Raw genomic sequence first — 15,340 nt, 5'->3', positions numbered from 1 at the left:
CATCCCCGTTGCTGATCGCTTGCCGCGGTTGGCTTTCGGGGGAAAATCGTGGCGGGCATTTCACTCCATTCGGAAGCGTTCTCGCGTGGTGCGCGCATGCTGCGCACCGCGCTTGGCCCCGCGATCGCGACATTCCTCGAAGACCCGGCGATCGTCGAGGTAATGCTCAACCCCGATGGACGGCTCTGGATCGACCGGCTGTCCTGCGGATTGGAGGATAGCGGCCGGACGATGTCCGCCGCCGACGGCGAGCGGATCGTGCGCCTGGTCGCGCACCATGTCGGCGCTGAGGTGCATGCCGAGAAGCCGCGCGTCTCGGCCGAGCTTCCCGAGACGGGGGAGAGGTTCGAGGGGCTTCTGCCCCCCGTCGTTTCGGCGCCGGCCTTTGCGATCCGCAAGCCTGCGGTTGCTGTCTTCACTCTGGATGACTACGCAGCGGCCGGCATCATGACGGCCGACCAGGCGGGCGTGCTCCGCAAAGCCGTGGCCGCCCGCAAGAACGTCCTGGTTGCTGGCGGCACGTCGACCGGCAAGACCACACTGACGAACGCACTGCTGGCCGAGATCGCCGGCACCACCGATCGCGTGGTCCTGATCGAGGATACCCGTGAGCTGCAATGCCGCGCCCCGAATCTGGTCGCGCTGCGCACCAAGGATGGCGTCGCGTCGCTATCCGACCTCGTACGGTCCTCCTTACGACTGCGGCCCGACCGGATTCCGATCGGCGAGGTCCGGGGCAGCGAAGCATTGGAGCTGCTCAAGGCCTGGGGCACAGGCCACCCCGGTGGGATTGGGACGATTCACGCCGGCACGGCGTTGGGCGCGCTTCGCCGCCTCGAGCAGCTCATCCAGGAAGCCGTGCTCACCGTTCCCAAAGCGCTGATCGCCGAGACGATCAATCTCGTCGCGGTGCTGCGCGGCCGCGGCAGCGAACGCCGCCTCGCCGAACTTGCTCTCGTCGCCGGCCTCGATCCCGCCACCGGCGATTACCGCGTCCAAGCCGCCGAGGCGGGCGGCCAATCCTCGCATGCAAAGGACCCATCATGATCCAGCTTCCTCCCGCGATCCGTCGCGTTCACCGCCGCTTCGCCGATGCAGCGGCAATGGCCTTCCTCTCCATCGCCCTTGCTCCTGCAGCGTACGCCTCCGGCTCTTCGATGCCATGGGAGACGCCGCTCAATCAGATCCTGGAGTCGGTGCAGGGCCCCGTCGCGAAAATCATGTCGGTCATCATCATCACCGTGACCGGCCTGACGCTCGCCTTCGGCGACACGTCCGGCGGCTTCCGCCGGCTGATCCAGATCGTTTTCGGCCTGTCAATCGCGTTTGCCGCATCGAGCTTCTTCCTGACCTTCTTCAGCTTCTCCGGCGGAGCTTTAGTGTAATGGCCGGCACCGTCGATCCAGAAGTGCCGGGCTTCTTCGCGCCGGTCCATCGTGCGCTCACCGATCCGATCCTGATGGGCGGCGCGCCCCGCACGGTTGCCATCGCCAACGGCACGTTGGCGGCCGCGATCGCGCTCGGCCTCCACCTCTGGATTCCCGGAGCTCTGATTTGGGCCGTGGGCCATGCTGCAGCGGTGTGGGCGGCCAAGCGCGATCCGCTATTCGTGGACGTCGTCCGGCGTCACCTTCGCTATCCCGCTTATCTCGGCGCATGAGGTTTCCATGCTGAACCTCGTCGAATACCGTAAGCTGTCATTCGGCCTGCAATATTGACCCCCTGAGCCGGGGGATCGGCGTCCAAAATTGACCCCCTACAGATAGGTCTGTTGCGCTGCCTGCTTTGGAATGAAGCAGGTGGTCGGGGATGCTGATCGTGGAGACGATTGCGCGGATTCGGCGCGAGCACTTCATCAAGGGCAAGACGATCAAGGAGACCGCCCGCGACCTGAAGGTGTCTCGGAACACGGTCCGGAAGGTGTTGAGGTCGGGAGAGACCTCGTTCGAGTACGAGCGGTCGGTGCAGCCGCGGCCAAAGCTGGGGCGATGGGCATCGGAGCTCGACGGTTTGCTGTCGGCGAACGCGGTCAAATCCGCACGAGAACAGCTGACGTTGATCCGGATCTTCGAGGAGCTTCGCGGTCGGGGCTATGGTGGCGGTTACGATGCCGTACGGCGTTACGCCCGGCAGTGGAGCAAGGAGCGCGAGCAATCGACAGCGACGGCCTATGTTCCGCTGAGTTTTGCGCCAGGCGAAGCCTATCAGTTCGACTGGAGCCACGAGGTGGTTCTGTTGAGCGGCACCACAGTGATGGTGAAGGTCGCCCACGTCCGGCTCTGCCACAGCCGCATGCTGTTCGTGCGGGCCTATCCGCGGGAGACGCAGGAGATGGTGTTCGACGCCCACGACCGGGCGTTCGCGCTGTTCAAGGGAACCTGCAGTCGCGGCATCTATGACAACATGAAGACCGCGGTGGAGACGATCTTCGTCGGTAAAGGGCGTCTCTACAATCGCCGCTTTCTGCAGATGTGCAGCCATTACCTGGTCGATCCGGTCGCCTGCACGCCGGCATCGGGCTGGGAGAAAGGCCAGGTCGAGAACCAGGTCGGGCTGGTCCGGGAGCGCTTCTTCACCCCTCGGCTGCGGTTCAAGACGTTGGACGAGTTAAACGCCTGGCTGCTCGACAAGTGCATCGCCTACGCCAAAGCACATCGCCACCCGGAGCTGGTCGATCAGACGATCTGGGAGGTGTTCGAAGCCGAACGTCCCAAACTCGTTCCCTATGCCGGGCGCTTCGACGGCTTCCATGCGGTAACGGCGTCGGTCTCGAAGACCTGCTTGGTGCGCTTAGACAACAACAAGTACTCGGTCGCAGCCAGCGCAGTCGGACGACCGGTCGAGGTTCAAGCCTATGCCGATCGCATCGTGATCCGTCAGGATGGACGCATCGTTGCCGAGCACCCGCGATCCTTTGGCCGCGGCGAGACCGTCTACGACCCCTGGCATTATGTGCCGGTGCTCGCCCGCAAACCCGGCGCCTTGCGCAACGGTGCTCCCTTCAAAGACTGGGTGCTGCCAGCCGCGATCGAGCGGATTCGGCGCAAGCTTGCCAGCACCGACGATGGCGATCGGCAGATGGTCGACATCCTCAACGCCGTGCTGACTGACGGTCTGCCCGCGGTGGAAGCGGCCTGTGCCGAAGCGCTCAGTCACAGCGTCCATTCCGCCGATGTCGTTCTCAATATCCTGGCCCGTCAACGTGAACCCGCTCCACCGGCCAACATCATGACGCCGGCGGCACTGACGCTCCGTCATGCGCCGATCGCCGATTGTGCCCGCTACGACAACCTCCGGAGGACCAACTGATGGAACGAACCCAAATCTTCGATCTTATGGGCGAACTCAAGCTCTACGGCATGAAGGCCGACTTCGATGAGATCATGGCGACTGCGGTCAAGCGCCAGCACGAACCTCAGCGCATTGTCGGTGACCTGCTCAACGCCGAGATCAATGAGAAGCAGGCCCGCTCGATCAAATACCAGCTCACCATTGCCAAGCTGCCGCTTGCCAAGGACATCGGCGACTTCCAGTTCGACGGCACGCCGATCAATCAGACTCTCGTCAATGATCTCGCTGGCGGCGGTTTCATCGCCCAACAACGCAACGTCGTGCTGGTTGGCGGCACCGGCACAGGCAAAACCCACCTGGCCATTGCCATCGCCAGAAGCTGCATTCGATCCGGTGCCCGCGGCCGCTTCTTCAACGTAGTCGATCTGGTCGATCGCCTCGAGACCGAGACCCGCAACGGACGGCAAGGACGGCTCGCCGAGCATCTGACCCGGATGGACTTCATTGTGCTGGATGAACTCGGCTATTTGCCCTTCGCCCAGTCCGGTGGCCAGCTTCTCTTCCACCTCGTCAGCCGGCTCTATGAGCGCGCCTCCGTCATCGTGACCACCAATCTCGCCTTCGGCGAATGGCCGAGCGTGTTCGGCGACGCCAAAATGACCACCGCGCTGCTCGACCGATTGACCCATCACTGCGATATTGTCGAGACCGGCAACGATAGCTGGCGGTTCAAGAGCCGAGACGACGATCACACCACCCGCGCTCGTCTCGCCTCCGCTATCCCGGCCAGCTCCGACGAGACGAGCGCTACCAGCAAAGTTCGCCGCGCGAAGGGGTCAAAATTGGACGCCGATGAGGGGTCAAGTTTAGACGCCGATTGACAGTCCATCGCCATGAATAGGGGGCGAGTAGGCAGCCCACTGTCGGCGGATCGATCACGAGAGAGTAGCGGAATGCCAACGATCAGCGCGGCCGATCTGGACGTGGATTCCTCCCGACTAGTCTTTGGGCTGTAGCCCGTCGGAATGGCCGGCTACAGCCCGTGAACCGGCAAGATCGTCCCTCGGGTGCACTTTGTGAGAGAGAAGCCGACAACAACTTCGATAGGCCTGGCCGACACCATGGATGCACGTCGACATGAGCAGCCGCTCCCAGTTGTTGCCGACACATCAACTTGCCTGTGTCACACCGGAGAGTGCCGCGACGAGCGCTAGCCCAAGCAGATATCCTATCAAAGCCTGGACTCCGAAGTAGAGATGCTGAGTGTTGTCCAATCTCTCCCGTTTCGGGTCGTTAAAAAAGTCGGAGAATTCCTTGTTTAGTTCCACTATCGGCAAGAGCTGATCCAAGCTGGCACCAAAGCACCAAATTGGCCAAATTAGGTCGAAATGCCGGGGCGTCTTCCAGTCCGCTCGCTTGCTCTTCCTCGCCTTTGACGAGAACACCAGCACGAGCATGCCAACCAGGGCCACCCCTCCAATCCACCAAAGCACCCTGAATGTGTACTCGCCAATCCCGTAGCCGATCGTGATCTTGAGCAGACTGAGAAGGGCCACGCTCCCGAAATCCCCCTTCCGCCACGCCTCGCGCAGCTCGCGGTCACGCGCGGCGTAACGTACGGCATTCGCTCGATCAGGGTCACCTTGAGTTTCCAGGACGCGCGCGAGTTGTTGATAGGGCTGGCGCGAAAAATAGGGATCCCGCTCGAGCCAGTTGCGGTACCAGCAAGCATCTCGTGCTCGCAGGTCATGTCCCGGCTTCGCTCCCAATTGCTCGTAGCTGAAGCTCTGGAGGTTAAGCTTGCTCGGCCAGCTGTCGCTCAGCTCACAGCTGTCGCGGCCAGAACTCATGCGGTCTTGCAGCACTTTGGTGCGCGTGCCGTTCAGGTTCAACATTCCATTGCTTTGCCACTGAGGGGCATCACGAGCATCCGAACCGAGGCGAAGAATTCCTCCAACATTCGAGTTCACGAGGTCCAAACTTGGCAACTTCGACGCACTGAGATCAATGTTTCCTTTGATATCGCTCGAGTCGATCCGTGGCACACCGGCCAGGATCGCCGATCGCATTTGAAGGTTGCCTCCGATCTGCGCATTGTCGGCGATGAAGCCGGCCAAGGCTGAACCTTCCAACTCGATATTGCCGTTGATCTCAGCTCTCACGAGCCAGACGCTGCCATGTCGCACTGACGTGCCACGAAGGTCCAAGCTTTTTGCGATCTTGACGCTATCAAGATTGATTGATTCATCAGGCGAACCAGCGGCGGACTTAGGCTCCAACATCGCATCACGCAAGACCAAGTTCGCCCTAACCTCGGCATTCGTGAACCGCACAGGACCGCCACGCACGGTTGTCCGATTCAAGAGGATTCTGTTTGCTTGGAGACCGTCGGCAACCAAGCCAGCCTCGAGGGTCGAACCACTTAGGCTCACGTCTCCATCTACGTGGGCGGTCACGAGATTTAACGAATCGCCGCGCACGACCGCGCCGGATCGCAGGAAAAGATCGCTTTTGACGCGTATGGAGTTTGCAACAATCCCACGCTCGAAAAGCGAACCGCTAAGGTCAAGTAAGGCAGCAAAATTCGCCCTTGGAAGAGAGACCGGCGCGTCAAATCTGCTTTTATACAGTACAACGCTGACACCTACGCTTTCGTCTGTAAGATCGAGCGAGTCTTTTACCCGAGCCCCGATCATGAGAAATCGACGAGGCAACTCGTCGCGCCATGGCTTGCTTACTAGAATTTTCTTGATGAACGCCGCACTGATAGCGCGGCAAGTGTCATCCCACGTCGCATCCCCTGCGGCCGGATCTAAATCGCCGGTCCCGCAGTGTTGGTTTAGGTTGCCTGCCCGTCCTTCGAGCACTTCCGTCCAAACCCATTGCTCGGGCTCGGTCAGTCCCGGATTGTCAACCTGCTGCGTGGACGCTCGTGAGAGGCCAGATACGAACACCAATAAAACGATAAGCAGCCCGCCCACTGCCGTATTGCAGAGTCTACGTAAGAGCCGCATGCACCTACTTTTTTTCTGTGGTTGTCTGTCGGGGTAGCGGACACTGGCTTTCGTTTCCGCTCGCTGTTGTCGCCTCGAAAAGCCCCGGCGCAACACTCGAGCCATTGAACATGAGCGCGACCTGCCTTGCGACACCGAAACCGTCCTGCCCATCTTTTTCCTCTTTCCGCCGCTCATTGATCTTGCGCACGATGTTCCACTCATCGTGAGAGCCGAGGCTGAAGGAAACGGAAGCGCGAAGACCGTAGTAGTTGCGGAACTCGGTCCTGTTTACGGTAGCAAGGCCCGTCTCAGTCTTCCGTAGGCCGTCGTAATATTGCTCCAGCTTTTCAAGATCGGAGCGGCCATCGAAGGAGAAGAACTCAGCGAAATCCGACGGGCCAGCGAAATAGATGACATCGAAATCGCGCCCGAGCCCGTCCTCGCCTTCGAGGATACGGGTCCACATCAGCATGTAGTCGGCGCCCGAGGCCGAACCAGGCAGCGAAAACTCTTTTGCGGCAGTGTTCAATAGCCACAGAGAGCGAACCCCGAAGCGATCCTCGACGCGCTCTTTGGTCCGGGCCGCAACCTTAGCATTGACGCCAAAATAACTGCCGGCGACGGTCGAGATCGGTATGCTTAGATAGCCAATCGCTTTGCCCTGGGCCCGCTGGGCCGCAATGCGGGCGCGGACCTCGTCGACCCGCGCGGAAATCGCTTTCTTGAGGTCATCATGAACGCAGTAGCAAAAGACATTTCGAGAGCATTCAGTGCTTTGCTGCGCGTGTGCATTGACGCCAGCGAGAAATGCGAGCACCAGCAGTGCTCCTAAGCAGGCAGCACGGGATACGTCCATTCGTAATCTCCCCAAATGGCTGGTGCGGCAAGCGATTAGGGACACGATGCCGTGGGCTTCAGCGTGTCCTTTAACAGCCGCGCGAGCCTCAGACCGGCGAGCGCGAGCTGGCGATCTACGACAGGAAGCGCCCGGCTGTAGTAGTTCATCTCAAGGACGGCGCCGTCGGGGATGTCATAGGCGACATCGCGTGCAAACTTGTGCGACTCGAGGGCCCAATCAACCGGCGTGCCACCATCCAATCCAGAGAGGTCGCGCCCCGGCAACCATTTGGTTTCGAGGCGGGTGACGTAGGCACCCCATGCATAGACGGTGCGCAGGATGATATCGGTGTCCCAGACCGCATGCAATTTTGCGCTCTTTCCGAAAAAGCTCACGACGACGTCGTTGCCGCCATGGTCACCGTTTCGCTCACCGGCATGCAAGGGCTGGTGAATGTCGCCCACGAAATGAACGATAAATTTCAGAGCGGCAGTGCGCTCGGCCGGCGATTTTGCACAGTCCGCCAGCGTTACACGCTGTCGCTCGATGGCATTGATAATGCAATCACCATACCGCGAATCCGGCCTGCAATCGACTTGAGGATCATAGGTGCCCCGCTCGAAAGGGATATTCACAAAATGCCAGTTGCGACTTTCTTCGTGCTCAGCGCGATAGTCGTCTGCCCAACTCGCAATGGATCCCAGGGACACGTGGCCGTCTTGAACATCGGGCAAAAGGTCGGTCTTCAGGAGGGCTCGAATACTATCGTAGGTCGTTTGGTCCAGACGATGCGCCGCGATTTCGGCGACGATCGAATGGCCTTCCTGGCCCCAAGCCAGAACGCGATCGGCCTGAACCAAAAGGGCGATGGCGACCAAGAAAAGCAGTCTCATGTGGATCCTCAACGCGTGATGCATCAGGGCGCGGCGATACTGACCGGAGTTGGAGAGCCTTCCTTGTCGCCGTCGAACAAAATCAGGACGCGCAGCTCCAAGCCGCGCTTTTCCAAAGGCAGCAGAGCTTCCGGCTTCCGGGAGGAGCGAAAAGGTAGTTCGGATAGCAACTTGACGTTTTCCGTCCGGCCGTCCCAGGAATAAACGGCATAAGTCCCCGCGCCGTCCTTGGCCGACCCTGCGAGGATCAATATCAAGTCGCCATGGGTGGTAAGATCACGCACGCCGCGCCTGTCCAAGGGAAGCTGGAACAGCTGGTGTGCCGTGCCGCTTCCGCCAAAGAGGATGTCGATCCCGACTGAAACGATCGCTGCTCGCGTGTCCTTAAGTACGGGGCCGCGAAAGCCTGCATAGAGCCGGCCATCCTTGACTGCGACCCCTTCAATGGTCAGGCCATTGTCCTCCAGTCGCCTGTCCAGATAAGGGGTGAGAACCTGATCAGAGGCAATGATCTCTCGCAGCCTTGGTGTCCGCTCGATGTCGACCGCAATACTGTGTTGCTCATCCGGGCGAAAGCGCACGACCTGACTGCTTGCCCGGATGCGAGCCCTGATTTCTTCGGCATCCCTGATGGGATCGAGTTTGTACTTCTTGTCACGCGGGTGACCGTGCGAGCCGATGACATAGTACCGACCGCCGCCAAACGCGACACCCTCGCCATCGAGCTCGAGCGGCTTGCGCTTGAACGTATTGTCGATGAGCTTGGCCGGCTGACCTGCTACAAGCTTGCCCTGCTTGAGGGTTGCGAATTGGGCCTCTTGCAAATTGTCATCGATCACAAGGCAGTAGCGGGGAAATCCATGCTCCGCCGTACACGCAATCCCACTGACGTCTTTGGACTTTTTGCCGTCCTTGCCGATGAGCTCGTGCTTGACGGGCCAGCTGTTGTCGGCTCTCGCTAGAGAAAACGTCGCCGCGACGGCGGAAACAACGATCCCCAGCGCTGCAAAGCGAAGGACCGCGGCATGTGAAAAACCTATGACAGCAATCATGGTGAGCGACAAAAAAGTCGTAGTTGTATTCGGCTAGGATACACCGAATACTCGGTTACACAACCTTTCGTTTTAGAGCATTTGAGTCATGTTGTTTGTTGATGGCAGCTTGGGGATCGCCGTCCCCACAGCGTTTCTGACCATTCTCGAGGCCATACTCCGGAAGATCCGGAGTAGCTGAGACGAGGGTATCGTTTGCACGGGGTCCCTCGCGAAGCTCCTTCTCTCAAACGTATTCTGACCTTTAGGACGATCACCATGACCGCAGAAATGGATAATGATCCTGGCTTCAATTCCGTCTTTCTGGAGCGGGCAGCAGAAGCTGCCAAACGATGGCGGGAGCGCACCGCAGTCCGCGAGCAAAAAGCCATAGCCGTCGAGGAAGGACGTGCGCTCGCTGCCGATACGCCGCCGCGCGTCGCCCTTCGCTTGAATAGATTGATTGACCAAGTACGAAAGGGCGTAAGCGATGGTCGCCTCCCTGACAACCCGACGCTTCAAAACTTGATTAGTCGCCCAACGCCGCTCGCCGCTGAAGATCTCAACGAACAACTCGTTCAGGAAGTCGTGCTTGGCGTGCGCAACTTCTTGTCTGTCGAGTTCCTGGCTCGCGGCATACAAGCAAGCCGGCGCGTCGGCCGCATTCTCATCGATACGGGCGGAGGCCTTCGAGCGCGCGGGACGGGCTTTCTCATTGGCAACGGTGTTGTTCTGACAAATGAGCACGTGCTTCGTACGCAAGAGCAGGCCGCGACTTGCTTCATTCAGATGGACTATGAACAAAATCGCTTCGCGCCAAATCCTCAACCGCAACTCTTCGCCTTCGAGCCGGACCGATTGTTCCTCAATAATCGAAGCCTGGACTTTGCGATCGTAGCCGTAGCGCCGAGGAGCAATCAGGGCGCCGGGATCGACCAGTATGGCTGGCTTACTCTGAACGAGGCTCAGGGAAAGATCACGGTAACACCGGATGACTTCGTCAATATCATCCAGCATCCTCTCGGCCGCGAGAAGGAGGTTGTCGTTCGCGATAACCGGCTTCTTGACCTTTCGACGAGCAGCCAGGAAGCCAACTCTCTTGGCCCATTTCTTCACTACGAGGCTGACACCGAAAAGGGTTCGTCGGGGTCGCCGGTCCTCAACGATCAGTGGGAGGTTGTCGCCCTTCACCATACGGGTGTCCCCGTCGAGGATGCGGGCGGGCGTTGGCTCGATAAGGAAGGCAAGGTCTGGGACGAGACGACGCAGTCTTCCGCCGACATTGCCTGGCGCGCGAACGAGGGGGTCCGCGTCTCGTCACTCATCGCCGAGCTCAGCCAGGTACAGCTTTCAAGCGAGCAAAAGGCACTGCTGGCGCCTGTGTTGAACAAGACGCCGCCGCCTTTGGACGCGCGCAAGGAAGCCATCGAGCTACGCAAAGCCAACGAGCCGGTCGGCCGCCGCGCGCCCGCCCGGCCTCAACGCGAGCAAGTTGCAGCGATCCAACCATCTGTTCGAACGGCGCTCGAACTTGAGATCCCATTGCGTATTTCCTTGGCTATTGGTGAGGCACGTCAACCGCATGCAGGAACGGCAATTCCATCAGCGCCTGTGCGGGTTCCAAGCTTTCGCGGTGAAATTCTGGAAGAAAAGCTCGAGCCGGAGGAGTATGCCGACCGTGAAGGCTACGATCGGCGGTTCCTCGGGGTAAACGTCCCGTTTCCAACCATGAAGGCGCATCCGCGTTTTGGGCATGCGTTGCGCGTGCCTCGGCCTGCGCGACCGCGCGATACGATCGAACTTCGCTACCACCGCTTTAGTATCATCATGAACGAGCGACGGCGCATTGCCTATGTGTCCGCATGCAACGTGAACTTCAATCCACCAGAGTCAGTTTCGCGGGACGAAGGCGGTCAGTCTTGGCGGCTTGATCCACGTATCGATCCGCAAGACCAGCTCGGGGCGAGCTACTACGACGATAATGACTACGACAAAGGGCATCTTACTCGGCGTGACGACGCCGCGTGGGGCAGCGACAAGGAGGATGCCCTGGCAGCGAATTGGGATACTTTCCACTACACAAATGCCGCGCCGCAACACTATCTGCTCAATCGGTCGACCGATTTCACTGGCGCAGATCTCGATCTGTGGGGCGACCTGGAGAACTTCATCTCGGAGCAGGGCGGCCAGCAAAGAACGCGCTTGTCGGTCTTCAACGGCCCCATTTTCGGACACCGGGACAAGAAATTGGACGATGCTCGCGTCCCCTGGGCATTCTTTAAAATCGTGATCTGGCGCGACCGGAACGAGCTTCCCGGTGCGATCGGATTCGTTCTCAGCCAGCGTGACCTGATCGAGAACTTGTCCGAGGAAGCCATCGATCCGGGCCGATTCTCGATACGGCAGAAGCGCATCAGCCAGATCGAAAGCGATCTCGACATCAGCTTCGGTCCGGTGACCGGATGGGACCAGATGTTGTCACGCGGCGCAGAAGAGAGTCTGGACGAAGAGGGCATTGAGATCACACGTGTCTCGGATATCCTAATCCGATCTGACATGCCAACCTCAACGGCCGTTGCCGCGACACTGACAACCAACGTTCGCAATGACGCTCTCAGCGAGGCCATTGACATCCAAGGTGGGGTCGTCCAACTCGATCAATTGGCGAGGGTAGAATACCACCAAACTCTGCAGGAGATCGTTGACGAAAAGGACAAGGAAAGAGCAGCTCGGCGTCTGGGACGCCTGGTGGGAGTGGTGCTCAAAGAGCCCTTTGCAACCCCATCAGAGCTGAAGGAAAAATCTCTTCGCACCTCGGCATATCGAAGCTGGGAACTGAAGCCACAACAGGATTTCGAAGCGGCGGCCAAGACTCACCCCGAGGCTTTGAAGCGCTTGGAATGGTTGCGTGGAGAGCTGTCGAAGCAAGGTATGATGACCAGTGATTCCTATCAACTCGCGCTGCAGGCACATCATGAATCCGGATTTTTCGCTTTATTGATGCGGGCGATGCGCGGCTATATTTGCGGTGATCCCAAAATTCGAAAGATGATCGACCAGGCCTTCAAGAAGATCGGAAAGCTCGGCAAAGCACCGACGCCAGAAACCGTGGTCGGGGCCGGGGGGCTAACACTCGGAGCCTACCTCGTGCAGTTGATTCCGGCGTTGGGTATGCTGGGGGCGCCCGTCATCGCAGCCCTAATTCTCATCCTCTATCTCCTCGGCAGCAAGGCGTTCTGCGAGTGGTCGGGCCAGCTCAATACGACGAACGAAGAAGAGGGTTAGGGCAGCAAGGCCTGGCTGGCAGCACTCGATATCGGGGATCTTGCCAATGAAATCTTGTCCGAGCTGAGCGGGGGACAACGTCAGCTCGTCGGGCTTGCCCAATGTCTCGTACGCGAACCGCAGATTCTCCTGTTGGATGAACCAACCAGTGCACTGGACATGCACCGCCAGCTGGAAGCGATGCGGCAGGTGTGCAGCCTAGGGGACCCACGTGTGATGTTGGAGTTGTACGGCCCCACGCCCTCTACTGTCTCCGTTGACGGCACGCGGGTCGAGTGAAAGAGGCCGCCTACCGAGGCGGCCTCAAACGCCTTTAGTTCCAGCTGCGAAATTCGATCGCTCCGCCAGAGCCGCCTTGGCTGTCGTCATATGGTCCAGAGTAAGACGGGCCGGAGTCCGAACAACTAGTCACAGTTCCTAAGGCCAAGAGGGCCAGCAGCATAGCAAGTGACACGGAGTAGTTAATAGGACGAGGGATGCAAACCTCAAGCAGATTGATATTTCGCATGCGTCGCTCCTCTCAATAGTATCGACAAAATACTACATTTTAAGAAATTAGGGCACCACGCAGAACAAACTAGGACACTAGGGGTCCAAATACGGACAGTACCAGGCCGCCGAAAGTGAGTTCCCCTCGTTCAGGGCTAAATCGCAGCGTTCAATGAAAACCGATTAATGCATCCCGCAAGGGCGCCTAAATTCGGCGTTTGATCTGGCTTCTTTCGTGGCGTTTGTTGCGCGTATTATCGATTTGGGGCGTCAAAACGCGATGTTTGATCTGTGCGCCTGCTGTGATTATCGATGAAAGTCCGCCATGTAGCGGATTGCGAAGAAAGTCACGGCGACTACGGCGGCCGTAGCAGCGAGTGAAAAAGCTACCCGCGCCAGGAATTGGCCAGGGCTAAGTCCGTCCCATGAACTCATTTTCGTACTTTGTGTTACGACCTCGGATTTGCGCCTGCTGGTGGTGCCATTTCAGACCCACGTGTCGCCGATGCGTTGACCAAGCTGACGCTCGACCTTGCTATCGTAAGCTGATCGTGGGAGCGGGCCCTTACCTATCGGATTGGAAATTGGGTTTCCCAAGTCGGACGGATTGTCTTTTATGAACTTCGCGAAAGAAGGCACGAGCGCGAACTCCAGCACAAGTCTGTTGAAGGAAACGCGGTAAACTTCACGGGCTTCCAGGAACACCCTCATGCAGTCGGCGAGGGTTGTCTTGCCGTCAAAAGACCCGAAAGCACTCCAGGCGCAGTTGCTACGCGGATCGACCTCACGACGAACGCGCGCCCATAACTCTCGCTGACCACTTGCGATCACAAACCGATCACTTCAAAGGTCTCTATATCTAATCCACGGCCGCTGTCCGCTGCCCAATACCACTGCGGGGCATCGTCGAAATCAGAATCGGTCATATTAATCCTTCAAATCGCAAAAGTAGGATGAACGGTAACACAGCGTATGCCCTTCAGTTAGACGCGGGCGTTGATCCAGTCCCAGACCTTTTGGGACAACCAGCCTTGATGCTGACCATTCACCAGTTTCGTGACCATCAGCCTGTCGTTGTTATCCATGTATCGCCGGATGTCAGAATCCAGCGTGTCGGCTGTGGAGGCGGACTGGAGGAACCATACCGAGTCGAGACCCTCATCTTTAATATGTGGGTAGTGCGACATGTGATCGATCAGGTTCTGTCGCGCCTGCGCATAGTTCGGCTTGTGTTTGTTTAGATCCCAAGTGACCAAATAGACGCCCATTGCCGATTTCCTTCAAGTAAGACTGTCAGAGCGCCGTACCACACGCGCACCGCGAGTTGGCGGCGGAATCCCGATCACACACGCCTAAAATCATCGCGCGTGTTGAGCCGTGCGCCGAAATCGAGCGATAAGAGTGAGCTCGGACCAAGGTCGAAACACGCGCGAATGTGTCACTTTTTATAGCGGGCCAACGCTAGGCGCCCTTAAGCGGCGTCGCTGGTGGCGGCGCGTTCGGCGTGGCCGGGACCATAGGCATTTCCGTCAACGCAAACACAACCGGCATCACCATCAACAACGCTGCTGCTGGGAGCGCGTCGCGAACACCGATGCGGACGGTTCAGCCAACCGCGGTCGCGGAATGCGTCGTCGCGGTGTTGCCGTAAGGGGGGCGCGGTTCAATCTTAAAGGCGACGTGGTTCAGGTAAGCAAGGTCAACTCATAGGCAGAGGATCCTTGCGCCCCCGAGGGAGACCACAAGGCTTGACGCCGGGCCCCATCAAAAGTTGCGGTTGCGTTGGCGATTTGTAGGACAGCATCGCGCCTGATCTCGACATGCCGGTGTTCATGACGCACCAGTTCGGCCATTGCGATGGAGACAGAGAACTGTAGCCTTGGCCTGGCGGCAAGACCCAACCCCCGGGAGTGGATGCGCAGACAGCCGCGGTGAGGTAGAGCGCGGTCACATATTCAATCATGTTGCTGTCCTATGTCTTCGCAGGCGGCACGTACTTTAATCCTTCAGTTCTTCCGCAAGAGGGACAGCGAGCGTTGAGAGCTTTCATGATGTCGGCCGGCATATCTTTGTAGTTCGTGATGGTCAGCTTTCCCCCTTCGAAACCGTCGAGAGAGTAGCTTTCCCAAAGCGAACTGTAAGGCGCATCGTTTTCGCGGCAGACGACGTGGCCCTGATGTCCGCACTCGCAGACATAGGCTTCCGTGGTTCGCATCGCCACTTTCAGTCCCCTCGTCGCGAAGACTGACGTCGATAGAACTGCTCCATCTTATCGATCACGTGGAGCCATTGGCGCAAGAATGACCATGTCGCCGTTGCCCCTGGTCGACTTCCAACCTCAATTGAGAACGTTCCGACGCGGTGTCGGCTTTCATCGTCAATTTCGAAGCGGATGATCTGCTCTCCAGACTCCCAAAGGTCCAGGCCAGCAAAACGGATCTTCGCGTTTGTAAGACCGTCAGTCGGGTCGAGGTGATCGGGTACTTCAGCCATTCTCAAATTCCTCGAATCGCGGAC

Annotated in this window: 11 protein-coding genes and 2 pseudogenes; 7 read left to right on the top strand and 6 right to left on the bottom strand. The window is 58.8% G+C overall.

Going from position 1 to position 15,340, the window contains the following annotated elements; all coding sequences use genetic code 11:
* The first annotated feature begins 48 nt into the window (after positions 1-48).
* From trbB to istB, 5 genes and pseudogenes are all read left to right on the top strand, one after another.
* Positions 49-1,047 (top strand): P-type conjugative transfer ATPase TrbB, encoded by a 999-nt coding sequence (gene trbB, locus I6F37_RS17400; protein ID WP_225152151.1) that lies wholly within the window; start codon positions 49-51, stop codon positions 1,045-1,047.
* Positions 1,044-1,385 (top strand): TrbC/VirB2 family protein, encoded by a 342-nt coding sequence (locus I6F37_RS17395; RefSeq protein ID WP_225152149.1) that lies wholly within the window; start codon positions 1,044-1,046, stop codon positions 1,383-1,385. The genes trbB and I6F37_RS17395 overlap by 4 nt, the downstream gene beginning before the upstream one ends.
* Positions 1,385-1,660 (top strand): VirB3 family type IV secretion system protein, encoded by a 276-nt coding sequence (locus I6F37_RS17390; RefSeq protein ID WP_225152148.1) that lies wholly within the window; start codon positions 1,385-1,387, stop codon positions 1,658-1,660. Before I6F37_RS17395 ends, I6F37_RS17390 begins: the two co-directional genes overlap by 1 nt.
* 149 nt (positions 1,661-1,809) lie before the next feature.
* A pseudogene (gene istA / locus I6F37_RS17385) lies at positions 1,810-3,379 on the top strand (IS21 family transposase).
* Complete coding sequence (istB, locus tag I6F37_RS17380) at positions 3,336-4,172, top strand: IS21-like element helper ATPase IstB (RefSeq protein ID WP_306469132.1); 837 nt, start codon at positions 3,336-3,338, stop codon at positions 4,170-4,172. The pseudogene istA and the gene istB overlap by 44 nt, the downstream one beginning before the upstream one ends.
* A 288-nt stretch (positions 4,173-4,460) precedes the next feature.
* On the opposite strand, the gene I6F37_RS17375 is transcribed toward istB, so the two are convergent.
* Genes I6F37_RS17375 through I6F37_RS17360 form a run of 4 tightly spaced genes read right to left on the bottom strand, consistent with a single transcriptional unit; the run spans position 4,461 to position 9,082 of the window.
* Positions 4,461-6,272 carry a hypothetical protein gene (locus I6F37_RS17375; protein ID WP_225152146.1) on the bottom strand — a complete coding sequence of 604 codons (1,812 nt, stop codon included), beginning with the start codon at positions 6,270-6,272 and terminating at the stop codon, positions 4,461-4,463.
* A 37-nt stretch (positions 6,273-6,309) separates the two neighbouring features.
* Positions 6,310-7,143 (bottom strand): hypothetical protein, encoded by an 834-nt coding sequence (locus I6F37_RS17370; RefSeq protein ID WP_225152144.1) that lies wholly within the window; start codon positions 7,141-7,143, stop codon positions 6,310-6,312.
* 35 nt (positions 7,144-7,178) lie between these two features.
* A complete protein-coding gene (locus I6F37_RS17365; RefSeq protein ID WP_225152142.1) occupies positions 7,179-8,018 on the bottom strand; it encodes a S1/P1 nuclease in 840 nt (279 codons plus the stop codon).
* 23 nt (positions 8,019-8,041) lie between these two features.
* Positions 8,042-9,082 carry a DUF3616 domain-containing protein gene (locus I6F37_RS17360; RefSeq protein ID WP_225152140.1) on the bottom strand — a complete coding sequence of 347 codons (1,041 nt, stop codon included), beginning with the start codon at positions 9,080-9,082 and terminating at the stop codon, positions 8,042-8,044.
* 246 nt (positions 9,083-9,328) lie between these two features.
* On the opposite strand from I6F37_RS17360, the gene I6F37_RS17355 reads away from it, so the two are divergent.
* Together I6F37_RS17355 and I6F37_RS45550 are read left to right on the top strand one after the other, a co-directional pair.
* Positions 9,329-12,334, top strand: coding sequence for a DNA/RNA non-specific endonuclease (locus I6F37_RS17355; protein ID WP_225152138.1), 3,006 nt, complete (start codon positions 9,329-9,331; stop codon positions 12,332-12,334).
* A gap of 9 nt (positions 12,335-12,343) precedes the next feature.
* Positions 12,344-12,517: pseudogene (locus I6F37_RS45550) on the top strand (ATP-binding cassette domain-containing protein); the annotation flags it as partial.
* A gap of 1,289 nt (positions 12,518-13,806) precedes the next feature.
* Here I6F37_RS45550 and I6F37_RS17345 read toward each other — a convergent pair.
* Positions 13,807-14,091: a hypothetical protein gene (locus I6F37_RS17345; protein ID WP_225152136.1), complete on the bottom strand. Its 285-nt coding sequence runs from the start codon at positions 14,089-14,091 to the stop codon at positions 13,807-13,809.
* A gap of 955 nt (positions 14,092-15,046) precedes the next feature.
* On the bottom strand, positions 15,047-15,316 hold the full coding sequence (locus tag I6F37_RS17340) for a hypothetical protein (protein WP_225152134.1): 270 nt from the start codon (positions 15,314-15,316) through the stop codon (positions 15,047-15,049).
* Positions 15,317-15,340 lie beyond the last annotated feature (24 nt).

The organism is Bradyrhizobium sp. NBAIM08, from assembly GCF_020193935.1.
GTDB classification, from domain to species: domain Bacteria; phylum Pseudomonadota; class Alphaproteobacteria; order Rhizobiales; family Xanthobacteraceae; genus Bradyrhizobium; species Bradyrhizobium yuanmingense.
This window is presented reverse-complemented; position numbering and strand designations above follow the sequence as displayed.

Excerpts from the sequence above, each read along its gene's own strand:
- I6F37_RS17370 (WP_225152144.1), bottom strand. The coding sequence starts at position 7,143 with ATGGACGTATCCCGTGCTGCCTGCTTAGGAGCACTGCTGGTGCTCGCA.
- I6F37_RS17390 (WP_225152148.1), top strand. The coding sequence starts at position 1,385 with ATGGCCGGCACCGTCGATCCAGAAGTGCCGGGCTTCTTCGCGCCGGTC.
- I6F37_RS17365 (WP_225152142.1), bottom strand. The coding sequence starts at position 8,018 with ATGAGACTGCTTTTCTTGGTCGCCATCGCCCTTTTGGTTCAGGCCGAT.
- I6F37_RS17340 (WP_225152134.1), bottom strand. The coding sequence starts at position 15,316 with ATGGCTGAAGTACCCGATCACCTCGACCCGACTGACGGTCTTACAAAC.
- I6F37_RS17395 (WP_225152149.1), top strand. The coding sequence starts at position 1,044 with ATGATCCAGCTTCCTCCCGCGATCCGTCGCGTTCACCGCCGCTTCGCC.
- I6F37_RS17355 (WP_225152138.1), top strand. The coding sequence starts at position 9,329 with ATGACCGCAGAAATGGATAATGATCCTGGCTTCAATTCCGTCTTTCTG.
- I6F37_RS17345 (WP_225152136.1), bottom strand. The coding sequence starts at position 14,091 with ATGGGCGTCTATTTGGTCACTTGGGATCTAAACAAACACAAGCCGAAC.
- istB (WP_306469132.1), top strand. The coding sequence starts at position 3,336 with ATGGGCGAACTCAAGCTCTACGGCATGAAGGCCGACTTCGATGAGATC.